General features: G+C 69.5%; 23 protein-coding genes. 22 read left to right on the forward strand and 1 reads right to left on the reverse strand.

The features are described 5' to 3' along the window. Positions 1-4 precede the first annotated feature (4 nt). From ACGFU7_RS14210 to nusB, 12 genes are all read left to right on the forward strand, one after another. Positions 5-367 (forward strand): DUF6167 family protein, encoded by a 363-nt coding sequence (locus ACGFU7_RS14210; RefSeq protein WP_393695501.1) that lies wholly within the window; start codon positions 5-7, stop codon positions 365-367. Further along, positions 367-3,036 carry an alanine--tRNA ligase gene (alaS, locus tag ACGFU7_RS14215; RefSeq protein WP_393695503.1) on the forward strand — a complete coding sequence of 890 codons (2,670 nt, stop codon included), beginning with the start codon at positions 367-369 and terminating at the stop codon, positions 3,034-3,036. Before ACGFU7_RS14210 ends, alaS begins: the two co-directional genes overlap by 1 nt. A gap of 8 nt (positions 3,037-3,044) precedes the next feature. Next, entirely contained in the window at positions 3,045-3,518 is a 474-nt protein-coding gene (gene ruvX, locus ACGFU7_RS14220) for a Holliday junction resolvase RuvX (protein ID WP_326769964.1), read from the forward strand. A gap of 95 nt (positions 3,519-3,613) precedes the next feature. Then, positions 3,614-5,371, forward strand: coding sequence for an endolytic transglycosylase MltG (gene mltG, locus ACGFU7_RS14225; protein ID WP_393695505.1), 1,758 nt, complete (start codon positions 3,614-3,616; stop codon positions 5,369-5,371). Beyond that, positions 5,358-6,194 carry a shikimate dehydrogenase gene (locus ACGFU7_RS14230; RefSeq protein WP_393695507.1) on the forward strand — a complete coding sequence of 279 codons (837 nt, stop codon included), beginning with the start codon at positions 5,358-5,360 and terminating at the stop codon, positions 6,192-6,194. The genes mltG and ACGFU7_RS14230 overlap by 14 nt, the downstream gene beginning before the upstream one ends. Positions 6,195-6,341: 147 nt before the next feature. Further along, positions 6,342-7,526 carry a chorismate synthase gene (gene aroC / locus ACGFU7_RS14235; protein WP_393695509.1) on the forward strand — a complete coding sequence of 395 codons (1,185 nt, stop codon included), beginning with the start codon at positions 6,342-6,344 and terminating at the stop codon, positions 7,524-7,526. Beyond that, entirely contained in the window at positions 7,523-9,169 is a 1,647-nt protein-coding gene (gene aroB, locus ACGFU7_RS14240; RefSeq protein ID WP_393695511.1) for a 3-dehydroquinate synthase, read from the forward strand. The genes aroC and aroB overlap by 4 nt, the downstream gene beginning before the upstream one ends. Beyond that, complete coding sequence (aroQ, locus tag ACGFU7_RS14245) at positions 9,166-9,606, forward strand: type II 3-dehydroquinate dehydratase (RefSeq protein WP_393695513.1); 441 nt, start codon at positions 9,166-9,168, stop codon at positions 9,604-9,606. Before aroB ends, aroQ begins: the two co-directional genes overlap by 4 nt. A gap of 138 nt (positions 9,607-9,744) precedes the next feature. Beyond that, positions 9,745-10,557, forward strand: coding sequence for a Pro-rich N-terminal domain-containing protein (locus ACGFU7_RS14250; protein ID WP_393695514.1), 813 nt, complete (start codon positions 9,745-9,747; stop codon positions 10,555-10,557). A 105-nt stretch (positions 10,558-10,662) separates the two neighbouring features. Beyond that, complete coding sequence (locus tag ACGFU7_RS14255; protein WP_393695516.1) at positions 10,663-11,769, forward strand: aminopeptidase P family protein; 1,107 nt, start codon at positions 10,663-10,665, stop codon at positions 11,767-11,769. A gap of 50 nt (positions 11,770-11,819) precedes the next feature. Beyond that, entirely contained in the window at positions 11,820-12,386 is a 567-nt protein-coding gene (efp, locus tag ACGFU7_RS14260; RefSeq protein WP_393695517.1) for an elongation factor P, read from the forward strand. A 2-nt stretch (positions 12,387-12,388) separates the two neighbouring features. Next, positions 12,389-12,820, forward strand: a complete 432-nt coding sequence (gene nusB, locus ACGFU7_RS14265; protein ID WP_393695518.1) for a transcription antitermination factor NusB — start codon at positions 12,389-12,391, stop codon at positions 12,818-12,820. A gap of 155 nt (positions 12,821-12,975) precedes the next feature. Here the strand turns inward: nusB and bldD are convergent, their stop codons facing one another. Continuing rightward, positions 12,976-13,476 (reverse strand): transcriptional regulator BldD, encoded by a 501-nt coding sequence (gene bldD / locus ACGFU7_RS14270; RefSeq protein ID WP_014157378.1) that lies wholly within the window; start codon positions 13,474-13,476, stop codon positions 12,976-12,978. Positions 13,477-13,698: 222 nt separating this feature from the next. Here bldD and pyrR point away from each other — a divergent pair, with 222 nt between their 5' ends. From pyrR to gmk, 10 genes are all read left to right on the forward strand, one after another. Continuing rightward, positions 13,699-14,283 (forward strand): bifunctional pyr operon transcriptional regulator/uracil phosphoribosyltransferase PyrR, encoded by a 585-nt coding sequence (pyrR, locus tag ACGFU7_RS14275; RefSeq protein ID WP_393695520.1) that lies wholly within the window; start codon positions 13,699-13,701, stop codon positions 14,281-14,283. 94 nt (positions 14,284-14,377) lie between these two features. Further along, complete coding sequence (locus ACGFU7_RS14280; protein WP_393695522.1) at positions 14,378-15,382, forward strand: aspartate carbamoyltransferase catalytic subunit; 1,005 nt, start codon at positions 14,378-14,380, stop codon at positions 15,380-15,382. 2 nt (positions 15,383-15,384) lie between these two features. Then, complete coding sequence (locus ACGFU7_RS14285) at positions 15,385-16,671, forward strand: dihydroorotase (RefSeq protein ID WP_393695523.1); 1,287 nt, start codon at positions 15,385-15,387, stop codon at positions 16,669-16,671. After that, positions 16,668-17,249, forward strand: coding sequence for a hypothetical protein (locus tag ACGFU7_RS14290; RefSeq protein ID WP_393695525.1), 582 nt, complete (start codon positions 16,668-16,670; stop codon positions 17,247-17,249). Before ACGFU7_RS14285 ends, ACGFU7_RS14290 begins: the two co-directional genes overlap by 4 nt. Further along, positions 17,246-18,421 (forward strand): glutamine-hydrolyzing carbamoyl-phosphate synthase small subunit, encoded by a 1,176-nt coding sequence (gene carA, locus ACGFU7_RS14295; protein ID WP_393695527.1) that lies wholly within the window; start codon positions 17,246-17,248, stop codon positions 18,419-18,421. The genes ACGFU7_RS14290 and carA overlap by 4 nt, the downstream gene beginning before the upstream one ends. Next, positions 18,414-21,722, forward strand: a complete 3,309-nt coding sequence (gene carB, locus ACGFU7_RS14300; protein ID WP_393695529.1) for a carbamoyl-phosphate synthase large subunit — start codon at positions 18,414-18,416, stop codon at positions 21,720-21,722. The genes carA and carB overlap by 8 nt, the downstream gene beginning before the upstream one ends. A 65-nt stretch (positions 21,723-21,787) precedes the next feature. Further along, positions 21,788-22,897: a quinone-dependent dihydroorotate dehydrogenase gene (locus ACGFU7_RS14305; RefSeq protein WP_393695531.1), complete on the forward strand. Its 1,110-nt coding sequence runs from the start codon at positions 21,788-21,790 to the stop codon at positions 22,895-22,897. Then, the gene (gene pyrF, locus ACGFU7_RS14310) at positions 22,894-23,733 is read left to right on the forward strand and encodes an orotidine-5'-phosphate decarboxylase (RefSeq protein WP_393695533.1); all 840 of its coding nucleotides are present in this window, start codon (positions 22,894-22,896) and stop codon (positions 23,731-23,733) included. The genes ACGFU7_RS14305 and pyrF overlap by 4 nt, the downstream gene beginning before the upstream one ends. Before the next feature lie 244 nt (positions 23,734-23,977). Beyond that, complete coding sequence (locus tag ACGFU7_RS14315) at positions 23,978-24,301, forward strand: integration host factor (protein WP_014157387.1); 324 nt, start codon at positions 23,978-23,980, stop codon at positions 24,299-24,301. A gap of 38 nt (positions 24,302-24,339) precedes the next feature. Further along, a complete protein-coding gene (gmk, locus tag ACGFU7_RS14320) occupies positions 24,340-24,957 on the forward strand; it encodes a guanylate kinase (RefSeq protein WP_393695535.1) in 618 nt (205 codons plus the stop codon). Positions 24,958-25,001 lie beyond the last annotated feature (44 nt).

Here is a 25,001-nt window from a genome sequence, read left to right on the forward strand (position 1 = left end):
AGCGATGTTCCGCCGTACGTTCTGGTTCACCGCCGGCGCCGCCGCCGGTGTCTGGGCCACTGCCAAGGTCAACCGGAAGCTCAAGCAGCTGACCCCCGAGAGTCTCGCGGCGCAGGCCGCGGACAAGGCGATCGAGACGGGCCACAAGCTCAAGGACTTCGCTCTCGACGTCCGTGAGTCCATGGCCCGGCGCGAGGCCGAACTGGGCGAGGCACTGGGCCTGGAGGCACCGGTCGACCCCGACCTCCCCGTACAACGCCGTTTCGCGGTCGAGGCGGCCGAGCCCGTCGGACCGGACAGGTCCCTCGAAGCCTCCAACTACCGCAAGCTCCCCTACAAGTCGTACAACCGGAATGAGGACCACTGATGGAGTCGGCTGAAATTCGTCGCCGCTGGCTGAGCTTCTTCGAGGAGCGCGGTCACACCGTCGTCCCTTCGGCGTCGCTCATCGCGGACGACCCGACTCTGCTGCTCGTCAACGCGGGCATGGTCCCCTTCAAGCCGTACTTCCTCGGCGAGACCAAGCCGCCTGCCCCGCGCGCCACCAGCGTGCAGAAGTGCGTGCGTACGCCGGACATCGAAGAGGTCGGCAAGACCACCCGGCACGGCACGTTCTTCCAGATGTGCGGCAACTTCTCCTTCGGCGACTACTTCAAGGAAGGCGCCATCAGTTACGCCTGGGAGGCTCTGACGAGCCCCGTGGCGGACGGCGGCTTCGGTCTCGACCCCGAGCGGCTGTGGATCACGGTCTATCTGGACGACGACGAGGCCGAGCAGATCTGGCGCGACAAGATCGGTGTTCCGGCCGAGCGCATCCAGCGCCTGGGCAAGAAGGACAACTTCTGGTCCATGGGCGTCCCCGGTCCCTGTGGTCCCTGCTCCGAGATCAACTACGACCGCGGCCCCGAGTTCGGCGTCGAGGGCGGCCCGGCCGTCAACGACGAGCGCTACGTGGAGATCTGGAACCTGGTCTTCATGCAGTTCGAGCGGGGCGCCGGTGACGGCAAGGAGGACTTCCCGATCCTCGGCGACCTGCCGTCGAAGAACATCGACACGGGTCTGGGCCTGGAACGTCTCGCCATGATCCTGCAGGGCGTACAGAACCTGTACGAGACCGACACCCTGCGCGTCGTCATGGACAAGGCCACCGAGCTGACCGGCGTCCAGTACGGCGCCGACCACGGTTCGGACGTCTCTCTCCGCGTGGTCGCCGACCACATCCGTACCTCCGTGATGCTCATCGGTGACGGCGTCACTCCCGGCAACGAGGGCCGCGGCTATGTGCTGCGCCGCATCATGCGCCGCGCCATCCGCAACATGCGCCTGATGGGTGCCACCGGACCGGTCGTCAAGGATCTGGTCGACGTCGTGGTCAACACGATGGGGCAGCAGTACCCGGAGCTGATCACCGACCGCAAGCGCGTCGAGACCGTCGCCCTCGCCGAAGAGGCCGCCTTCCTCAAGGCCCTCAAGGGCGGCACCAACATCCTCGACACCGCCGTCACCGAGACCAAGGCCGCCGGTGGCAAGGTCCTCGCCGGCGACAAGGCGTTCCTGCTCCATGACACCTGGGGCTTCCCGATCGACCTCACCCTGGAGATGGCCGCCGAGCAGGGCCTCTCGGTGGACGAGGACGGCTTCCGCCGCCTGATGAGGGAACAGCGGGAGCGTGCCAAGGCCGACGCCAAGGCCAAGAAGACCGGTCATGCCGACCTGTCCGCCTACCGCGAGGTCGCCGACAACTCCGGCATCACCGAGTTCACCGGCTACACCGCCACCGAGGGCGAGTCGACCATCGTCGGCCTGCTCGTCGACGGTGTGCCCTCGCCCGCCGCCTCCGAGGGCGACGAGGTCGAAGTCGTCCTGGACCGCACCCCGTTCTACGCCGAGGGCGGCGGCCAGCTCGCCGACCAGGGCCGGATCCGGCTCGACAGCGGCGCCGTCATCCAGGTCCGCGACGTCCAGCAGCCCGTCCCCGGCGTATCCGTCCACAAGGGTTCGGTGCAGGTCGGCGAGGTGACCGTCGGCGCCTCCGTCCACGCCGCCATCGACACCTCCCGCCGCCGCGCCATCGCCCGCGCCCACAGCGCCACGCACCTCACGCACCAGGCGCTGCGCGACGCACTGGGCCCGACGGCCGCCCAGGCCGGTTCGGAGAACTCGCCGGGCCGCTTCCGCTTCGACTTCGGCTCGCCCGCCGCCGTACCCGGCACGGTCCTCACCGACGTCGAGCAGAAGATCAACGAGGTTCTTTCCCGCGAACTCGACGTCCAGGCCGAGGTCATGTCGATCGACGAGGCCAAGAAGCAGGGCGCCATCGCCGAGTTCGGCGAGAAGTACGGCGAGCGGGTCCGGGTCGTCACCATCGGCGACTTCTCCAAGGAGCTCTGCGGCGGTACGCACGTCCACAACACCGCCCAGCTGGGTCTGGTGAAGCTGCTCGGCGAATCGTCCATCGGTTCCGGTGTGCGCCGTATCGAGGCCCTCGTCGGCGTCGACGCGTACAACTTCCTCGCCAGGGAGCACACGGTCGTCGCCCAGCTCCAGGAGCTGGTCAAGGGCCGTCCCGAGGAGCTCCCGGAGAAGATCGCCGGAATGCTCGGCAAACTGAAGGACGCCGAGAAGGAGATCGAGAAGTTCCGCGCGGAGAAGGTCCTCCAGGCCGCCGCCGGACTGGCCGACTCCGCCAAGGACGTACGGGGCGTCGCCCTGGTCACCGGTCAGGTCCCGGACGGGACCTCGGCCGACGATCTGCGCAAGCTCGTCCTCGACGTCCGCGGCCGGATCCAGGGCGGCCGCCCGGCCGTCGTGGCCCTGTTCAGCACGGCGAACGGCCGCCCGCTGACCGTGATCGCCACCAACGAGGCGGCCCGTGAGCGCGGACTCAAGGCCGGTGACCTGGTGCGTACTGCCGCCAAGACCCTCGGCGGCGGTGGCGGCGGCAAGCCGGACGTCGCCCAGGGCGGCGGCCAGAACCCCGAGGCCATCGGCGCCGCCGTGGCCGCTGTCGAACGCCTCGTCACCGAGACGGCGTGACGGCGGGGATGACGCAGATGCGCCGCGGTCGTCGTCTCGCGATCGATGTCGGGGACGCCCGGATCGGGGTCGCCTCGTGCGACCCCGACGGGATCCTCGCCACGCCGGTGGAGACCGTTCCGGGACGCGATGTCCCGGCGGCCCACCGGCGGCTCGGGCAGATCGTCGAGGAGTACGAGCCGATCGAGATCATCATCGGTCTGCCGCGGTCCCTCGGCGGCGGTGAAGGCCCCGCCGCCGCCAAGATCCGGGTCTTCGCCCAGGAGGTCGCCCGCTCGGTCGCACCCATTCCGGTGCGGTTGGTGGACGAGAGGATGACCACAGTGACGGCCAGTCAGGGACTGCGTGCTTCGGGCGTGAAGTCCAAGAAAGGCCGTTCCGTCATCGATCAGGCTGCCGCTGTGGTGATCCTTCAGAACGCTCTGGAGTCCGAACGGGCGTCGGGTAAAGCCCCGGGCGAAGGCGTCGAAGTGGTTGTCTGATCGCGATACGGTAACGTTCCGCGCGATGCGGCGGTGTTCGAACAAACACCGCACAGCAAAGAGACGGAATGTCGTCTCGCGGCTCTAGGGGATCGATGACTGAGTATGGCCGGGGCCCCGGCTCCGAACCGTGGCATCCCGAGGACCCCTTGTACGGGGACCAGGGATGGGGAGGACAACAGTCTGCCCACGGCCAGAACCAGTACGGCGGCCAGCAGCAGCCCTACCCCCAGGATCCGTACGCGCAGCAACAGCCGCAGGACCCGTACGCGCAGCAGCAGCCGCAGGACCCGTACGCGCAGCAGTACTACCAGCAGCAGCCCGGGTACGGAGCCCCGCAGGACCCGTATGCGCAGCAACAGCAACAGCAACAGCAACAGCAACAGCAACAGCAGCAGCCCCAGCCCCAGCAGCCCCAGTACGACAACGGTGGCTGGGACACCGGGCAGCAGCCCGCCGCGATGCCCTACGACGCCCAGCAGGCGGATCCGTACGGCGGTCGGCAGGCCGGCTACGGCGAGACGCACGACTACTACGGCACGCCGGAGGCCTACCCGCCGCCGCAGCCCCCGGGCCGCCGCGAGGCCGTTGCCGAACAGGCCCCCACGCAGAATCCCGACTGGGCCCCGGAGGTCCAGCCGGAGGAGACCCACCCCTTCTTCACGGGCGCCGACGACCGCGACGACGACGAGTACGACGACGACGCGCGCGAGTCACGCCGTGGCGGTCGCGGCGGCAGCGAGCGCCGGGGCGGCAAGGGCAAGAAGAAGAGCCGCAGCGGCGTCGCCTGTCTGGTCGTCGCGGTGGTCCTGGTCGGCGGCCTCGGCGGAGTGGGCTACGTCGGTTACTCGTACTGGCAGGACAAGTTCGGCGCGGCGCCCGACTACACCGGAACGGGCACCGGCGAGGTCGAGGTCGAGATCGAAAAGGGCGCCTTCGGCTCCGACATCGGCAACGTCCTGAAGCAGAAGGGTGTCGTCAAGAGCGTCGACGCGTTCGTCTCCGCGCAGAACGAGAACCCCAAGGGCAAGTCGATCCAGGCAGGCGTCTATCTCCTCCACGAGAAGATGTCCGCGGCCGAGGCCCTGAAGATGATGATCGACCCGAACAGCCAGAATCTTTTGGTGATTCCCGAGGGTTACCGCAATGTCGTCATCTACGGGATGGTCGACAAGAAACTGGGCCTCAAAAAGGGAACGACCAAGGGAATTGCCACGTCCAAGGCGTCCGACCTCGGTTTGCCCGACTGGGCGATCAGCGACAAGGACGACAAGGACATCAAGGATCCGCTGGAAGGATTCCTTTACCCGGCCGCCTATCCGGTCACCAAGGAAACCAAGCCGGAGACGATCCTGAAGAAGATGGTCTCCCGTGCCAACGAGGAGTACGACAAGCTCGACCTCGAGGGAACGGCCAAGAAGTACAAGCTGGACGGACCGTGGCAGGTTCTCACTGTCGCCAGCCTGGTCCAGGCGGAGGGCCTCACGCACGACGACTTCCGCAAGATGGCTGAAGTCGCATACAACCGCTTGAAGCCGAACAATACGATCACGAACCGTAAGCTTGAATTCGACTCGGCATTCAATTACCTCACGAACCAGAGCAAGATCAAGATCAGCACGAGTGAGATCCGGACCAATCCGGACCCTTACAACACCTATTACCACGCGGGCCTGCCGCCGGGTCCGATCAGTAATCCGGGTGACGAAGCCCTGCGAGCAACGCTCAATCCCACTGGTGACGGGTGGATGTTCTTCATCTCGCTCGACGGCAAGAAGACCGAGTTCACCAAGACGGCCGCCGAGCACGAGAAGCTCAACAAGAAGTTCAGGGAACAGCATGGCCTTGACTGACGGGCGCCGCCGGGCAGCAGTCCTCGGCTCGCCCATCGCCCACTCGCTCTCCCCGGTGCTGCACCGGGCCGCGTACGCAGAACTCGGCCTCTCCCAATGGTCGTACGACCGCTTCGAAGTGGACGAGGCGGGGCTGCCCGGCTTCATCGAGGGGCTCGACGCCTCGTGGGCCGGCCTGTCGCTGACCATGCCGCTCAAGCGCGCGATCATCCCGCTGCTGGACTCCATCAGCGAGACGGCATCCTCGGTGGAGGCGGTCAACACGGTCGTCTTCACGGATGACGGCCGAAGGACCGGCGACAACACCGATATCCCCGGCATGATCGCCGCGCTGCGCGAACGCGGTGTGGATAAGACCGAATCCGCCGCCGTGCTCGGTGCCGGAGCGACCGCTTCCTCGGCGCTCGCCGCGCTGTCCGAGATCTGTACGGGACCGGTCACGGCGTACGTCCGCAGCCGGGATCGGGGTCAGGAGATGCGCGGCTGGGGCGAACGCCTCGGCGTCGACGTCCGGATCTCCGACTGGGCGGAGGCCGAGCAGGCGCTGCACGCCCCGCTGGTCATCGCCACCACCCCGGCAGGTGCCACGGACGTGCTGACCGATGCCGTACCGGATCGGCCCGGCACGCTCTTCGATGTGCTGTACGAGCCCTGGCCGACCGGACTGGCCGCCGCCTGGGCGGCCCGTAACGGCGCAGTCGTCGGAGGTCTCGACCTTCTGGTGCACCAGGCTGTCCTCCAGGTCGAGCAGATGACGGGCCGTGCGCCCGCGCCGCTCTCGGCCATGCGGCAGGCCGGGGAAGCGGCGCTCGCCGCCCGCTGACCCCTCGCGCCCGCCGGTGGGACGCGTCCGTCTGCTGGACCGGCGACCGGTTCACGTCCCCGGCCGTGGGAGGATCAAAGGCGGCGGGCCAGGGCCGCGCACCCGGTCGCGCCGTTGCAGTTCCAGGCGCGAGCATGAGGAGCACCGTTGAGCAGGTTGCGCTGGCTGACCGCGGGGGAGTCGCACGGCCCCGCACTCGTGGCGACGCTGGAGGGTCTTCCCGCCGGCGTCCCGATCACCACGGAGATGGTGGCGGACGCACTCGCCCGGCGGCGGCTCGGTTATGGCCGCGGTGCGCGGATGAAGTTCGAGAAGGACGAGGTCACCTTCCTCGGCGGGGTGCGCCACGGTCTCACCATGGGCTCTCCGGTCGCCGTGATGGTGGGCAACACCGAGTGGCCCAAGTGGGAGCAGGTCATGTCGGCCGACCCGGTCGACCCCGAGGTACTGGCCACGCTGGCCCGTAACGCCCCGCTGACCCGCCCGAGGCCCGGCCACGCCGACCTCGCGGGCATGCAGAAGTACGGCTTCGACGAGGCCCGGCCGATCCTGGAGCGCGCCAGCGCCCGGGAGACCGCGGCCCGGGTCGCGCTCGGTGCCGTCGCGCGGTCGTACCTCAAGGAGACCGCCGGTATCGAGATCGTCAGCCATGTCGTCGAGCTGGCCGCGGCCAAGGCGCCCTACGGCGTCTACCCGACGCCCGCCGACGTCGAGAGGCTCGACGCCGACCCGGTGCGCTGCCTGGACGCCGACGCGAGCAAGGAAATGGTCGCCGAGATCGACCAGGCCCACAAGGACGGCGACACCCTCGGCGGTGTGGTCGAGGTGCTGGCGTACGGCGTGCCCGTCGGCCTCGGCTCGCACGTCCACTGGGACCGACGTCTCGACGCCCGGCTCGCCGCGGCGCTCATGGGCATTCAGGCCATCAAGGGCGTCGAGGTCGGCGACGGCTTCGACCTGGCCCGGGTCCCCGGCTCCAAGGCGCACGACGAGATCCTGGTCACCGAGGACGGCATCAAGCGCGCCTCCGGCCGCTCCGGTGGCACCGAGGGCGGTCTGACCACCGGCGAGCTGCTGCGGGTCCGCGCCGCGATGAAGCCCATCGCGACCGTGCCGCGCGCGCTCGCCACCGTCGACGTCGTCACCGGCGAACCGGCCAAGGCGCACCACCAGCGCTCCGATGTCTGTGCCGTTCCGGCCGCGGGCATCGTCGCCGAGGCGATGGTCGCCCTGGTCCTCGCCGACGCCGTCGCGGAGAAGTTCGGCGGGGACAGCGTTCCCGAGACCCGCCGCAACGTGCAGTCGTACCTCGACCACCTGCAGATCCGATGAGCGGCCCGCTGATCGTCCTCGTCGGCCCGATGGGCGTCGGCAAGTCCACGGTCGGTGAACTGCTCGCCGACCGGCTCGGCACCACCTACCGGGACACCGACGCGGACGTGGTGGCCACGGCCGGCAAGCCGATCCCGGAGATCTTCTACGACGAGGGCGAGGAGCACTTCCGCGAGCTGGAGCGACAGGCGGTGCACACCGCCCTCGCCGGGCACACGGGTGTCCTCTCCCTCGGTGGCGGCGCCGTGCTCGACGAGACGACCCGCGTGCTGCTCGCCGACCACCCCGTCGTCTATCTCTCGATGGACGTGGAGGAGGCCGTCAAGCGGGTCGGCCTGAACACCGCCCGCCCGCTGCTCGCCGTCAACCCGCGCCGGCAGTGGCGCGAGCTGATGGACGCCCGCCGTCACCTGTACACCGAGGTGGCCCGGGCGACCGTCGCCACCGACGAGCGCACCCCCGAAGAGGTCGCCCAGGCGGTCCTCGACGCACTGGAACTGCCGGAGCGCACGGACGACCCCGTCACCCCCGGCGTGGAGAACACACGTATGACCGAGCAAGGCCCCACCCGTATCCAGATCGCCGGCAGCGCGGGCACCGACCCGTACGAGGTGCTGGTCGGCCGGCAGCTCCTCGGCGAGCTGCCCACGCTCATCGGCGACCGCGCCAAGCGGGTCGCCGTGCTGCACCCCGAGGCGCTCGCCGAGACCGGCGAGGCGGTCCGCCAGGACCTCGCCGAGCAGGGCTACGAGGCCATCGCGATCCAGCTGCCGAACGCCGAGGAGGCCAAGACCGTCGAGGTCGCGGCGTACTGCTGGAAGGCGCTGGGGCAGACCGGCTTCACCCGCACCGATGTCATCGTCGGCGTCGGCGGCGGAGCCACCACCGATGTGGCCGGGTTCGTCGCGGCGACCTGGCTGCGCGGGGTGCGCTGGATCGCCGTACCCACGACCGTGCTGGCCATGGTCGACGCGGCCGTCGGCGGGAAGACCGGCATCAACACCGCCGAGGGCAAGAACCTCGTCGGCGCCTTCCACCCGCCCGCCGGGGTCCTCTGCGACCTCGCCGCCCTGGACTCGCTGCCCGTTCACGACTACGTCAGCGGCATGGCCGAGATCATCAAGGCCGGCTTCATCGCCGACCCGGCGATCCTCGACCTCATCGAGGCGGACCCGGAAGGCGCCCGTACGCCCACCGGAGCGCACACCGCCGAGCTGATCGAACGCGCCATCCGGGTCAAGGCCGAGGTCGTCTCCAGCGACCTCAAGGAATCCGGGCTGCGCGAGATCCTCAACTACGGCCACACCCTCGCCCACGCCATCGAGAAGAACGAGCGCTACAAGTGGCGCCACGGCGCGGCCGTCTCCATCGGGATGGTCTTCGCCGCCGAGCTCGGCCGACTGGCCGGCCGCCTCGACGACGCCACCGCCGACCGGCACCGGGCGATCCTGGAGTCGGTCGGACTGCCGCTCACCTACCGCGGTGACCAGTGGCCCAAGCTGCTGGAGAACATGAAGGTCGACAAGAAGTCCCGTGGCGACCTGCTCCGCTTCATCGTCCTCGACGGCCTCGGCAAGCCCACCGTCCTGGAGGGCCCCGACCCGGCCGTGCTGCTCGCCGCGTACGGGGAGGTGTCGGCGTGACCCGCAGGGTCTTCGTGCTCAACGGGCCGAACCTCGGCCGGCTCGGATCCCGCGAGCCCGATGTGTACGGCGCCACGTCCTACGCCGGACTCGTCGAGACCTGCCAGGCGCTCGGCAAGGAGCTCGGCTTCGATGTCGACGTCCGGGAGACCAATGACGAGGGCGAGCTGATCCGCTGGCTCCACGAGGCTGCAGACGGTTCAATTCCGGTCGTTCTCAACCCGGGGGCCTTCACCCACTATTCGTACGGAATGCGGGATGCGGCGGCCCAGCGCACCGCCCCGCTGATCGAGGTGCACATCTCGAACCCGTACGCACGGGAGGAATTCCGCCACAACTCCGTGGTCGCGCCGGTCGCCACGGGGACCGTGGCCGGATTCGGCATCGGTTCCTACCGCCTCGCTCTGCGCGCCCTCGCGGACGAGTCGACCGACTGACGGACCGGTACACCGACCGGCCGACCGGCCGACCGGGCACTGTGGACCGTCCCCGGCCGTTGTCCCAGTGGCGGCCGGGGACGGTACGGTTACCGTTCCACCAGCGCCAGTTGCCTGTACGAGACGGAGTGGCACCGGATGCAGCACGCAGTGGGGGCCCCGCTGCCGCCGCCCCAAGGCCCCGGAAGCGGACCTGTTGGCTGGACGCACCAGGCCCAGCACCCGGGACCGCCGGGGCCGCCGCCCACCACCCCTCCCACGCCCCAGGGCTGGAACGGACCCGCCCCGCAGCACGCCCCGGCGCCTGCCTCCAGGGAGACCACCGGGCACATCCAGTTGCCGCCCGGCGGGCCCGTACCGCTGCCTGCGCCGCCCGCCGAGCCAGGCACCGGCAGCGCGACCCTCGCCGTTCTCCTGATCGGCCCCGCGGGCGCGGGCAAGACCACCGTGGCCAAGCTCTGGGCCAGTCGCCGCCGGGTTCCCACGGCCCACGTCAGCCTCGACGACGTCCGCGAATGGGTCTGCTCCGGCTTCGCCGACCCGCAGGCCGGGTGGAACGACCACTCCGAGGCCCAGTACCGGCTCGCCCGTCGCACCTGTGGCTTCGCCGCCCGCAACTTCCTCGCCAACGGCATCTCCTGCATCCTCGACGACGCCGTCTTCCCGGACCGTCCGGTCGTCGGCCTCGGCGGCTGGAAGCGCCATGTCGGCCCCGGGCTGCTGCCCGTCGTCCTGCTGCCCGGCCTGGAGATCGTGCTGGAGCGCAACGCCGCCCGCAGTGGGAACCGCCGCCTCTCGGACGAGGAGGTCGCCCGGATCCACGGCCGGATGGCCGGTTGGTACGGCTCCGGACTGCCGATCATCGACAACTCGACGTACGACGTGGAGACCACCGCCCGCGTCCTGGATGACATACTCGCCCGCTCCATAGCCAGCCCTCCGGCCTGGTGAACCGCCATCGGGCGGTGTTCCCGGTCCGGGGACGGGCCCGGCCGCGGCCCCCCGGTCGGATGCGCTGACCGAGCAGGCCCGCGCCACCGCTCGTAGGCTCGTGGCATGTCAGACGTGTACGCCGTCCGCCGTGGGCTGCTCCGCGACCGGTGCGCCGCCGTCGGATCCGCGGCCGCTCTGGTCTCCCGCCCCGCCAACGTCCGCTATCTGGCGGGCGGAGCGCCCCCGGGCGCCGTGCTGCTGCTCGGCCCCGGCGAGGACGTCCTGTTCTGCCCCCACGCCCCGAACGGCGATCCCGCCGACGGGCGCACCGACGATCAGCTGCGGGTGTCACTGATGCCGGCCACCGACGGCGATCCGGTGGTCGCGGCCGCCGGTCTGGCCACCTCTTCGGGTGCGGAGTCCCTGGCCGTCGAGGAACACCATCTGACGGTCTCCCGCCACCGGGCCATGGGCTCGGTCGCGCCACGGCTCCGGCTGGCAGATCTCGGTGCCACCGTCGAGCAGCTGCGGGTCGTCAAGGACGAGGAGGAGATCGCCTGTCTGCGGATCGCCGCCGAGATCACCGACCAGGCCCTGGGCGAACTCCTCGAATCCATCCTGGTGGGCCGCACCGAACGGCATCTCGCCCTGGAGCTGGAGCGGCGGCTGGTGGACCACGGCGCGGACGGCCCCGCCTTCGCCACCTCCGTGGCCACCGGGCCGAACTCGGGCCAGGGCCGCCACCGCCCCTCGGACCGGCGGGTGGAGGAGGGAGATTTCCTCTCCGTCTGCCTGGGCGCGAACTATCGCGGCTACCGCTGTGAGATCGGCCGTACGTTCGTCATCGGGACGACGCCCGCCGACTGGCAGATCGAGCTCTACGACCTGGTTTTCGCCGCTCAGCGGGCTGGGCGCGAGGCTCTCGTGCCCGGCGCCGCCTACCGTGATGTGGACCGCGCGGCCCGCTGTCTTCTGGACTCCGCGGGCCACGGCGGGGGCCTCGCACCATGGACCGGGCACGGGGTGGGGCTCGAAATCGACGAGGACCCGCAGCTGGCACCTGCAGCCATGGGTAAACTGGACGCTTGTGTGCCGGTCACCGTCGAACCGGGGGTCCACCTCCCGGGCCGGGGCGGGGTCCGGATCGATGACACGCTCGTCGTGCGCCCCGAGGCGGACGGCGGACCCGAGCTACTCACCATTACGACCAAGGAGCTGCTCGCGCTCTAGCGCGCATCCTCGGTCGTTCCACCAGCTTCAGTCCAGGAGATTCCGCAACCGTGGCTTCCACGAACGACCTCAAGAACGGCCTGGTGCTCAAGCTCGACGGAGGCCAGCTCTGGTCCGTCGTCGAGTTCCAGCACGTCAAGCCCGGCAAGGGCCCGGCCTTCGTGCGCACCAAGCTCAAGAACGTGCTGTCCGGCAAGGTCGTCGACAAGACGTTCAACGCCGGCGTGAAGGTCGAAACGGCCACCATCGACCGTCGCGACATGCAGTTCTCGTACATGGACGGCGAGTACTTCGTCTTCATGGACATGGACACGTACGACCAGCTCATGGTCGACCGCAAGTCTGTCGGCGACGCCGCCAACTTCCTGATCGAGGGCTTCACCGCCTCCGTCGCCCAGCACGAGGGCGAGGTGCTCTACGTCGAGCTGCCCGCCGCCGTCGAGCTGACCGTCCAGCACACCGACCCGGGCGTCCAGGGCGACCGCTCCACCGGTGGCACCAAGCCCGCCACGCTGGAGACCGGTTACGAGATCGGCGTCCCGCTCTTCATCACCACGGGTGAGAAGATCAAGGTCGACACCCGCACGGGCGACTACCTCGGCCGGGTGAACAGCTAACCGTGGCTGCCCGGAACAAGGCCCGCAAGCGCGCCTTCCAGATCCTCTTCGAGGCCGACCAGCGCGGTGAGTCCGTGCAGACGGTCCTCGCGGACTGGGTGCGGCACTCGCGGGCCGACACCCGTCAGCCGCCGGTCACCGAGTACACGATGGAGCTCGTCGAGGGGTACGCGCAGTACGCGGACCGGATCGACGACCTCATCGTTACCTACGCCGTGGACTGGGAGATCGACCGCATGCCGGTCGTCGACCGGAACATCCTGCGGCTCGGTGCGTACGAGCTGATCTGGGTGGACGGCACCCCGGACGCAGTGGTGATCGACGAGGCTGTCCAGCTCGCCAAGGAGTTCTCCACCGATGACTCCCCGGCCTTCGTGAACGGGCTCCTGGCCCGTTTCAAGGACCTCAAGCCGAACCTCCGCCGGGAGCAGTAGCCTCCGGCGGCGTTCAGCCAACGAAGGGCCCGCGGTCTTGTGACCGCGGGCCCTTCGGCGTGTGCGCGATCCGTTGTCGCGCAACGAAAACGCCGTGCTGACCGGGCACCCGAAAGGGTGCCCGGTCAGCACGGCGGCACGTTTCTGCGGGGGCCTCAGCCCTCGTCGTGGGCGACGGCGCGGCGCGCGTCCGCGTCCAGCACGCCCCAGCTGATCAGCTGTTCCGTGAGCACGGACGGCGACTGGTCGTAGATCACGGCCAGCGTGCGCAGGTCGTCCTGGCGGATCGAGAGCACCTTGCCGTTGTAGTCACCGCGCTGGCTCTGGATCGTCGCGGCATAGCGCTGCAGCGGTCCGGCCTTCTCCGGCGGGACGTGGGCGAGGCGCTCCAGGTCCAGGACAAGCTTCGGCGGCGGCTCGGCGGCCCCGCCAGGCGTCGTACCGGGCAGGAGCTCCTGCACCGGGACTCCGTAGAAGTCCGCAAGCTCGGCGAGGCGCTGAACGGTCACGGCACGGTCGCCGCGCTCGTACGAACCGACCACGACGGCCTTCCAGCGGCCCTGGGACTTCTCCTCCACGCCATGGAGGGAGAGGCCCTGCTGGGTGCGGATGGCACGGAGCTTGGCCCCGAGCTGCTTTGCGTATTCGCTGGACATAAGGCTCCCCGGACGCTGGAACATTCTGCGGCTCCGCCGCGTGGCTGGTAACTCAGTGTAAGGTTACGCAGCGTTACTTGGATGCGTCAAGCCGGAATGGTCCGGACCGGCACCACCCGGGGGTGCGACCAGGGCCTGGCACAAGCCCTGGTAACGTGGATGACGCAATTTCGACGTCCTTTAAGGTCCGTCCAGTGAGGCGGAGAAGGAGGTCCGTTTCTTATGGACGCACAGCACGACGCCACCGGCAATGCGGCACGCCCCGTTCTCGAGGCTCCCGACATCGCCCGAGTACTGACCCGAATCGCCCACGAGATCGTCGAACGCGCCAAGGGCGCCGACGACGTGGTGCTCCTCGGCATCCCGACGCGGGGAGTCTTCCTCGCCGACCGGCTCGCCGAAAAACTCGAAGAGATCACCGGCCGAAAGATGCCGGTCGGCTCACTCGACATCACCATGTACCGCGACGACCTGCGGCTGCGCCCTGCGCGCGCCCTGGCCCGCACCGAGATCCCCGGCGAGGGCATCGAGGGCCGCCTGGTCGTCCTGGTGGACGATGTCCTCTTCTCGGGCCGCACGATCCGCGCCGCGCTCGACGCGCTGGGCGACATCGGCCGGCCCCGCGCGGTGCAGCTCGCGGTGCTCGTCGACCGCGGTCACCGCGAACTCCCGATCCGTGCCGACTACGTCGGCAAGAACCTCCCCACGTCGCTGCGGGAGACGGTCAAGGTCCAGCTCGCCGAGGAAGACGGCCGCGACGCCGTGCTGCTCGGTGTCCAGCAGACCGCCCTGGCGGGCGAGAAGTAGCTGCACTTCACCCGTACGGCGTACCTCGAACCCGTACGGCAGCTTCCGTACGCCCGCATGCCTGAACCCTCCAGCCCACCCGGAGAACACCCAGATGAAGCGCCACCTCATCTCGGCCGCCGACCTCACCCGCGACGACGCCGTCCTGATCCTCGACACCGCCGAGGAGATGGCCCGGGTCGCGGACCGGCCGATCAAGAAGCTCCCCACCCTGCGCGGCCGTACCGTCGTCAACCTCTTCTTCGAGGACTCGACGCGTACCCGCATCTCCTTCGAGGCCGCCGCCAAGCGCCTCTCCGCCGACGTCATCAACTTCTCCGCGAAGGGCTCGTCCGTCTCCAAGGGCGAGTCGCTCAAGGACACCGCGCTGACCCTGGAGGCGATGGGCGCCGACGCCGTCGTCATCCGGCACGGCGCCTCCGGTGCCCCGTACCGCCTCGCCACCTCCGGCTGGATCGACGGCGCCGTCGTCAACGCCGGTGACGGCACTCACGAGCACCCCACCCAGGCCCTCCTGGACGCCTTCACCCTGCGCCGCCGCCTCGTCGGGGCCGACACCGGTCTCGGCCGGGACCTCGACGGCCGCCGGGTCACCATCGTCGGCGACATCCTGCACAGCCGGGTGGCCCGCTCCAACGTCCACCTGCTGACCACGCTCGGCGCCCACGTCACCCTGGTGGCCCCGCCCACTCTCGTCCCGGTCGGCGTCGAGCACTGGCCCTGCGACATCAGTTACAGCCTCGACGACGTGCTGCCGAAGTCCGACGCGGTGATGATGCTTCGTGTGCAGCGCGAACGGATGAACGCGGCGTACTTCCCGACCGAGCGCGAGTACTCCCGCCGCTACGGCCTGGACGCCGACCGCATGGCGAAGATGCCCCAGCACGCCATCGTCATGCACCCCGGCCCGATGGTCCGCGGCATGGAGATCACCGCCGAGGTCGCCGACTCCGACCGGTGCACGGTCGTCGAGCAGGTCGCCAACGGCGTCTCGATCCGCATGGCCGTCCTGTATTTGCTGCTGGGCGGCTCCGAGCCCGCCACCCCGTCGGCTCATCCGTCTCCCGCCACCCCCTCCCGTACCGAGGAGAACAAGTAACCATGAGCAAGATCCTTATCCGCGGCGCGAAGATCCTCGGCGGCGAGCCCCAGGACGTTCTGATCGACGGCGAGACCATCACCCAGGTCGGCACCGGCATCGAGGCCGCCGGCGCGACCGTCATCGAGGCCGAGGGCCAGATCCTGCTGCCCGGCCTGGTCGACCTCCACACCCATCTGCGCGAGCCCGGCCGAGAGGACTCCGAGACCGTCCTCACCGGGACGAAGGCCGCGGCCGTCGGCGGCTTCACCGCCGTGCACGCCATGGCCAACACCTTCCCGGTCGCCGACACCGCCGGTGTCGTCGAGCAGGTCTGGCGGCTCGGCAAGGAGTCCGGCTACTGCGACGTGCAGCCGATCGGCGCCGTCACCGTCGGCCTGGAGGGCAAGAAGCTCGCCGAGCTCGGCGCCATGCACGATTCGGCCGCCGGAGTGAAGGTCTTCTCCGACGACGGCAAGTGCGTCGACGACGCGGTGATCATGCGCCGCGCGCTGGAGTACGTGAAGGCCTTCGACGGCGTCGTCGCCCAGCACGCCCAGGAGCCCCGCCTCACCGAGGGCGCCCAGATGAACGAGGGCATCGTCTCCTCGGAACTCGGTCTCGGTGGCTGGCCCGCCGTCGCCGAGGAGTCGATCATCGCCCGCGACGTACTGCTCGCCGCCCACGTCGGCTCCCGGGTGCACATCTGCCACCTGTCGACCGCCGGCTCCGTCGAGATCGTCCGCTGGGCCAAGTCCAAGGGCTGGAACGTCACCGCCGAGGTCACCCCGCACCACCTGCTTCTCACGGACGAGCTCGTACGGTCCTACAACCCGGTCTACAAGGTGAACCCGCCGCTGCGCACCGAGGCCGACGTCATGGCCCTGCGCGAGGCGCTCGCCGACGGCACCATCGACTGCGTCGCCACCGACCACGCCCCGCACCCGCACGAGGACAAGGACTGCGAGTGGGCCGCCGCCGCCATGGGCATGGTGGGCCTGGAGACCGCGCTTTCCGTAGTCCAGCAGACGATGGTCGACACCGGCCTCATCGACTGGTCGGGTGTCGCCGACCGGATGTCGTTCCGTCCGGCCGCCATCGGCCGTCTCGAAGGACACGGCCGGCCTGTCTCGGCCGGTGAGCCTGCCAACCTCACGCTGGTCGATCCGGCATACCGTGGTGTCGTGGACCCCGCGGGCTTCGCCTCCCGCAGCCGCAACACTCCCTACGAGGGTCGCGAGCTGCCGGGGCGAGTCACCCACACCTTCCTGCGGGGCCGTGCCACGGTCGTCGACGGGAAGCTCGCGTGACATCACTCACCCCCCTGCACCTCCAGCTCGCCGCCGAGCAGAAGTCGGCCGAAGTGACCGACTGGTCCGCTCGCATCAGCTGGGTCATCGGACTGATCGTCCTCATCGCCTTCGTCTACTGGCTGATGCGCCAGGGATGGAAGTGGCGGGGGAGCCTCCAGTCCGATCTGCCGGAACTCGGCTCCACCCCGGAGGGGTTCGCGGACGGCGAGAAGCTGCTGACGCTGACCGGCAGGTACCACGCCTCGACGACCGCCGGGCAGTGGCTCGACCGGATCGTCGCCCACGGCCTCGGTACCCGCAGCCGCGTCGAGCTCACCCTGACCGACCAGGGTCTCGATGTCGTACGACCCGGGGCAGCCGACTTCTTCGTCCCGGCGGCCTCACTGCGTGAGGCCCGGCTCGACAAGGGCATCGCCGGCAAGGTCCTCCCCGAGGGCGGCCTGCTGATCATCACCTGGGCGCACGGCGACAAGCTGATCGACTCCGGTTTCCGCTCCGACCGCTCGGCCGAGCACCCGGCCTGGGTCGAGGCCATCGACCAACTCACCAGCACTACGGAAGGCACCGCACGATGACGATCTCCACCCGGGGAGCCGCCAAAGCTCCCGCCGTACTCGTCCTGGAGGACGGCCGCGCCTTCCGCGGCCGCGCCTACGGGGCCGTGGGGGAGACCTTCGGCGAGGCGGTGTTCTCGACCGGCATGACCGGATACCAGGAGACGCTGACCGACCCCTCGTACCACCGCCAGGTCGTCGTGATGACCGCCCCGCACGTCGGCAACACCGGTGTGAACGACGAGGACCCCGAGTCGAAGCAGATCTGGGTCGCCGGATACGTCGTCCGCGACCCCGCCCGGGTGCCCTCCAACTGGCGCTCGCAGCGTTCGCTCGACGAGGAGCTGGAGCGCCAGGGCGTCGTCGGCATCAGCGGCATCGACACCCGCGCCCTCACCCGCCACCTGCGCGAGCGCGGCGCCATGCGCGTCGGCATCTTCTCCGGCGACGCCGTCGCCGACGAGGCCACGCTGCTGGCCCGCGTCCAGGAGGCCCCCGAGATGGTGGGCGCCGACCTCTCCGCCGACGTCGCCACCAAGGAGACGTACGTCGTCCCCGCGATCGGCACGAAGAAGTTCACCGTCGCCGCGATCGACCTGGGCATCAAGGGCATGACCCCGCACCGGATGGCCGAGCGCGGCATCGAAGTACACGTGCTGCCCGCCACCGCCACCCTGGAGGAGGTGTACGCGGTCGAGCCCGACGGCGTCTTCTTCTCCAACGGCCCCGGTGACCCGGCCACCGCGGACCACCCGGTCTCCGTCATGCAGGGCGTCCTGGAGCGGAAGACCCCGCTCTTCGGTATCTGCTTCGGCAACCAGATCCTGGGCCGCGCCCTCGGCTTCGGCACCTACAAGCTGAAGTACGGCCACCGCGGCATCAACCAGCCCGTGCAGGACCGCACGACCGGCAAGGTCGAGGTCACCGCGCACAACCACGGATTCGCCGTCGACGCCCCGCTCGATAAGGTGTCCGACACAAACTTCGGCCGCGCCGAGGTCTCCCATGTCTGCCTGAACGACCAGGTCGTCGAGGGACTGCAGCTCCTCGACCGGCCGGCCTTCAGCGTCCAGTACCACCCCGAAGCCGCTGCGGGCCCGCACGATGCCGCGTATCTCTTCGACCGGTTCGTCGAGCTCATGCGAGACAACAATCAGCCCAGCGTTTCCCTGATGGAGGGCCAGCGTGCCTAAGCGCTCCGATATCCAGTCCGTCCTGGTCATCGGCTCCGGCCCGATCGTCATCGGACAGGCCGCCGAGTTCGACTACTCCGGTACCCAGGCCTGCCGCGTCCTCAAGGCCGAGGGCCTGCGTGTCATCCTGGTCAACTCGAACCCGGCGACGATCATGACCGACCCGGAGATCGCCGACGCCACGTACGTCGAGCCGATCACCCCCGAGTTCGTCGAGAAGATCATCGCCAAGGAGCGCCCCGACGCGCTGCTCCCCACCCTGGGCGGCCAGACCGCGCTCAACACCGCGATCTCCATGCACGAGAACGGTGTCCTGGAGAAGTACGGCGTCGAGCTCATCGGCGCCAACGTCGAGGCCATCAACAAGGGCGAGGACCGCGACCTCTTCAAGGGCGTCGTCGAGGCCGTCCACGCCAAGATCGGCCACGGCGAGTCCGCCCGCTCGGTCATCTGCCACACCATGGACGACGTCCTGGCGGGCGTCGATACGCTCGGCGGCTACCCCGTCGTCGTCCGCCCCTCCTTCACCATGGGCGGTGCCGGTTCCGGCTTCGCCCACGACGAGGAGGAGCTATGCAGGATCGCCGGTCAGGGCCTGACGCTCTCCCCGACCACCGAGGTGCTCCTGGAGGAGTCCATCCTCGGCTGGAAGGAGTACGAGCTGGAGCTGATGCGCGACAAGCACGACAACGTCGTGGTCGTCTGCTCCATCGAGAACTTCGACCCGATGGGCGTCCACACGGGCGACTCGATCACCGTCGCCCCGGCGATGACGCTCACCGACCGCGAGTACCAGCGGCTGCGCGACATCGGCATCGCGATCATCCGCGAGGTCGGCGTCGACACCGGCGGCTGCAACATCCAGTTCGCCATCGACCCGACCGACGGCCGGGTCATCGTGATCGAGATGAACCCGCGCGTCTCCCGCTCCTCGGCGCTCGCCTCGAAGGCCACCGGCTTCCCGATCGCCAAGATCGCCGCCAAGCTGGCCGTCGGCTACACGCTCGACGAGATCCCGAACGACATCACCGAGAAGACCCCGGCCTCCTTCGAGCCGACCCTCGACTATGTCGTCGTCAAGGCCCCGCGGTTCGCCTTCGAGAAGTTCCCCTCCGCCGACTCCACCCTCACCACCACCATGAAGTCGGTGGGCGAGGCCATGGCGATCGGCCGCAACTTCACCGAGGCGCTCCAGAAGGCTCTGCGCTCACTGGAGAAGAAGGGCTCGCAGTTCACCTTCGTCGGCGAGACCGGCGACAAGGCCGAGCTGCTGGCTGAGGCGGTCCGCCCGACCGACGGCCGTATCAACACCGTCATGCAGGCGATCCGGGCCGGCGCCACCCAGGAAGAGGTCTTCGACGCCACGAAGATCGACCCCTGGTTCGTCGACCAGCTCTTCCTGATCAAGGAGATCGCCGACGAGCTGGCCGCCGCCGACAAGCTCGACCCCGAGCTGCTCGCCGAGGCCAAGCGCCACGGCTTCTCCGACGCTCAGATCGCCGAGATCCGCGGCCTGCGCGAGGACGTCGTGCGCGAGGTGCGGCACGCGCTCGGCATCCGCCCGGTCTACAAGACGGTCGACACCTGCGCCGCCGAGTTCGCCGCGAAGACGCCGTACTTCTACTCCAGTTACGACGAGGAGAACGAGGTCGCGAGCCGCACCAAGCCTGCGGTGATCATCCTCGGCTCCGGCCCCAACCGCATCGGGCAGGGCATCGAGTTCGACTACTCCTGCGTCCACGCCTCCTTCGCCCTGAGCGACGCGGGCTACGAGACCGTGATGGTCAACTGCAACCCGGAGACCGTCTCCACCGACTACGACACCTCCGACCGCCTGTACTTTGAGCCGCTGACGCTTGAGGACGTGCTGGAGATCGTGCACGCCGAGTCCCTCGCGGGCCCGGTCGCCGGTGTCATCGTCCAGCTCGGCGGCCAGACCCCGCTGGGTCTGTCGCAGGCGCTCAAGGACAACGGTGTGCCGGTCGTCGGCACGTCCCCGGAGGCGATCCACGCCGCCGAGGACCGCGGCGCCTTCGGCCGCGTCCTGGCCGAGGCCGGACTCCCGGCCCCGAAGCACGGCACCGCCACCACCTTCGACGAGGCCAAGGCCATCGCCGACGAGATCGGCTACCCCGTCCTCGTACGTCCCAGCTACGTGCTCGGCGGCCGCGGCATGGAGATCGTCTACGACGAGACGCGGCTCTCCTCGTACATCGCCGAGTCCACCGAGATCAGCCCCACCCGGCCGGTCCTGGTCGACCGCTTCCTCGACGACGCCATCGAGATCGACGTCGACGCGCTCTACGACGGCACCGAGCTCTACCTCGGCGGCGTCATGGAGCACATCGAGGAGGCCGGTATCCACTCCGGTGACTCCGCCTGCGCGCTGCCCCCGATCACCCTCGGCGGCTACGACATCAAGCGGCTGCGGGCCTCCACCGAGGGCATCGCCAAGGGCGTCGGCGTACGCGGACTGATCAACATCCAGTTCGCGCTCTCCGGCGACATCCTGTACGTCCTGGAGGCCAACCCGCGCGCCTCCCGCACCGTCCCCTTCACCTCGAAGGCGACCGCGGTCCCGCTCGCCAAGGCCGCCGCCCGCATCTCGCTGGGCGCGACCATCGCCGAGCTGCGCGAGGAGGGCCTGCTGCCGAAGAAGGGCGACGGCGGCACCCTGCCGCTCGACGCGCCGATCTCCGTCAAGGAGGCCGTCATGCCGTGGTCGCGCTTCCGCGACATCCACGGCCGCGGCGTCGACACCGTCCTCGGCCCGGAGATGCGCTCCACCGGTGAGGTCATGGGCATCGACTCGGTCTTCGGCACGGCGTACGCCAAGTCGCAGGCCGGCGCGTACGGCCCGCTGCCCACCAAGGGCCGCGCCTTCATCTCGGTCGCCAACCGCGACAAGCGCTCGATGATCTTCCCGGCGCGTGAACTCGTCGCGCACGGCTTCGAGCTGCTGGCCACCTCCGGCACGGCCGAGGTCCTCAAGCGCAACGGCATCAACGCCACGGTCGTGCGCAAGCAGTCCGAGGGGGTGGGCCCGCAGGGCGAGAAGACCATCGTCCAGCTCATCCACGACGGCGAGGTCGACCTCATCGTCAACACGCCGTACGGAACGGGCGGCCGCCTCGACGGCTACGAGATCCGTACCGCGGCCGTCGCCCGGTCCGTGCCCTGCCTCACGACGGTCCAGGCGCTCGCCGCCGCCGTCCAGGGCATCGACGCACTCAACCACGGAGACGTCGGCGTACGTTCCCTCCAGGAACACGCGGAACATCTGATCGCGGCGCGCGACTAGCAGGCCCAGCAGGGGGACACCGGAAACGGTGTCCCCCTCTCTGTGAGGACACCGAGGACACCCCGATGTACAAGTTCTTCTTCCAGCTGGTCTTCAAGCGGATGGACCCGGAGCAGGCCCACTACCTGGCCTTCCGGTGGATCCGCCTCGCGGCCCGCATCCCCGTGCTGCGTACGTTCGTCGCAGCGGCGCTCGCCCCCCGCTACAAGGAGCTGCGCACCGAGGCCCTCGGCCTGCGCATGCACGGCCCGTTCGGCCTCGCCGCGGGCTTCGACAAGAACGCCGTCGCGATCGACGGCATGTCGATGCTCGGCTTCGACCACATCGAGATCGGTACGGTCACCGGCGAGCCGCAGCCCGGCAACCCCAAGAAGCGCCTCTTCCGCCTCGTCGCGGACCGCGCGCTGATCAACCGCATGGGCTTCAACAACGAGGGTTCGGCGGCCGTGGCCGAGCGTCTGGCCGCCCGCAACCCGGTCTTCAGGACCACGGTCGGCGTCAACATCGGCAAGACGAAGGTCGTGCCGGAGGCCGAAGCGGCCGGCGACTACGTGAAGTCCACCGAGCGGCTCGCCCGCCACGCCGACTACCTCGTCGTGAACGTCTCCTCGCCCAACACCCCCGGCCTGCGCAACCTCCAGGCCACCGAGGCGCTCCGGCCCCTGCTCAGCGCCGTGCGCGAGGCAGCCGACCGGACCGTCACCGACCGGCGCGTTCCCCTGCTCGTCAAGATCGCCCCGGACCTCGCGGACGAGGACGTCGACGCGGTCGCCGATCTCGCGGTCGAGCTGGATCTGGACGGCATCATCGCCACCAACACCACCATCGCCCGGGACGGCCTCGGCCTGAAGTCCTCGCCGTCCCTGGTCAAGGAGACCGGCGGACTGTCCGGTGCACCCCTCAAGGCGCGCTCCCTGGCGGTCCTCAGCCGCCTGTACGCGCGGGTGGGCGACCGGATCACCCTGGTCGGTGTCGGGGGCGTCGAGAACGCCGAGGACGCCTGGCAGCGCATTCTCGCCGGTGCCACGCTCGTCCAGGGCTACAGCGCCTTCATCTACGAGGGCCCGTTCTACGCCCGGGCGATCCACAAGGGCTTGGCGGCGCGCCTGGCCGCCTCCCCGTACGCCACCCTCGCCGAAGCCGTCGGCGCAGAAACCAGGAAGGCCACCGCATGATCCCGGAACCGTTCGGCGCGCGCCTGCGCCACGCCATGGACACCCGCGGGCCGCTCTGCGTCGGCATCGACCCGCACGCCTCGCTCCTCACCGCCTGGGGCCTGAACGACGATGTCGCGGGTCTGGAGCACTTCACGCGTACGGTCGTCGAGGCACTGGCCGACCGGGTCGCCGTCCTCAAGCCGCAGTCCGCGTTCTTCGAGCGCTTCGGCTCGCGCGGCATCGCCGTCCTGGAGAAGGCCGTCGAGGAGGCGCGGGCGGCCGGTGCGCTCGTCCTGATGGACGCCAAGCGCGGCGACATCGGCTCCACCATGGGCGCCTACGCGGCGACCTACCTGGACAAGGACTCACCGCTGTTCTCCGACGCGGTCACCGTCTCGCCGTACCTCGGCTTCGGTTCGCTGCGCCCGGCGCTCGACGCGGCTGTCCTCTCCGGCGCGGGCGTCTTCGTGCTCGCCCTCACCTCCAACCCGGAGGGCGCGGAGGTGCAGCGCGCCACCGCCGCCGACGGCCGTTCGCTGGCCCAGCTGATGCTCGACCACATGGCCGCCGAGAACGAGGGGGTGACCCCGCTCGGCTCCGTCGGCGCGGTGGTCGGTGCCACGCTCGGGGACGCGGGCGTGAATCTCGCCATCAACGGCCCGCTGCTCGCCCCCGGGATCGGGGCCCAGGGTGCGACCCCCGCGGATCTGCCCGGTGTCTTCGGCGACGCCGTGGGCAATGTGGTGCCCAGTGTGAGCCGCGGAGTACTGAGTCAGGGACCGGACGTGGCGGGGCTGCGCGCAGCCGCCGACCGGTTCACGGACGAGGTCCGGACGGCCGTCGCAGGTAGGTGAACATGCCACGTAACAGCGTGTTGACTGAATCCTGACCAAAAAACTCGGTTGTTATGACTGAAATGTCCTGGTCGGCCGAGGCTGACCAGGACTTTTCGTTGGTTCTCGCTGACTCGGGCGGTCTTGGCCGCTAGTCTCCGTCGAGAGCCGACGTACACAAGTTGTCCGTCGCTCACCTGGTGTGGAGCGCCCAGCTTCCTCACCGGTCCGTATCCGACAGATCGACATCCGAGGTGACGTAGGCGTGGCTCTTCCGCCCCTTACCCCTGAACAGCGCGCAGCCGCGCTCGAAAAGGCCGCCGCGGCTCGCCGGGAGCGGGCCGAGGTCAAGAATCGACTCAAGCACTCCGGCGCCTCGCTCCACGAGGTCATCAAGCAGGGCCAGGAGAACGACGTCATCGGGAAGATGAAGGTCTCCGCCCTCCTGGAGTCTCTGCCCGGCGTGGGCAAGGTCCGCGCCAAGCAGATCATGGAGCGGCTCGGCATCTCCGAGAGCCGCCGTGTCCGGGGTCTCGGCTCCAACCAGATCGCATCCCTGGAGCGTGAGTTCGGCGGCAGCGCCGCCTGACGTTCTCAGGCACCCCTGAGAACCTGGATAATCGCCTCATGGCTGCAACATCCCGGGGGACGTCCCCCGTACCCCCGGACGTACGTCCGCGGCTGACCGTGCTCTCCGGCCCCTCGGGGGTCGGCAAGAGCACGGTCGTCGCCCATATGCGCAAGGCCCACCCCGAGGTATGGCTCTCGGTGTCGGCGACGACCCGCAAGCCGCGCCCCGGCGAGCGCAACGGTGTCCACTACTTCTTCGTGGACAACGACGAGTTCGACAAGCTGATCGCCAACGGCGAGCTGCTGGAGTGGGCCGAGTTCGCCGGTAACCGGTACGGGACGCCCCGCCGCGCCGTGCTCGACCGCCTGGAGGCGGGCGAGCCGGTGCTGCTGGAGATCGATCTCCAGGGTGCCCGGCTGGTCCGGCAGTCGATGCCGGACGCCCAGCTCGTCTTCCTGGCCCCGCCGAGCTGGGAGGAGCTGGTGCGCCGGCTCACCGGCCGCGGGACCGAGTCCGCCGAGGTGATCGAGCGTCGGCTCGTCGCTGCCAGGATCGAACTGGCCGCCGAGTCCGAGTTCGATACGACGCTGGTCAACACCTCCGTCGAGGACGTGGCCCGTGAGCTGCTAGCCTTGATGCTGGAGGCTTCCGGCCACCGTGCCGGCAGCGAGTGACGCAACCGACACGCGCGGCAGTACGGAACTCCGCACTGTCAAAG

Source organism: Streptomyces sp. NPDC048473 (assembly GCF_043200155.1).
Lineage (GTDB): Bacteria > Actinomycetota > Actinomycetes > Streptomycetales > Streptomycetaceae > Streptomyces.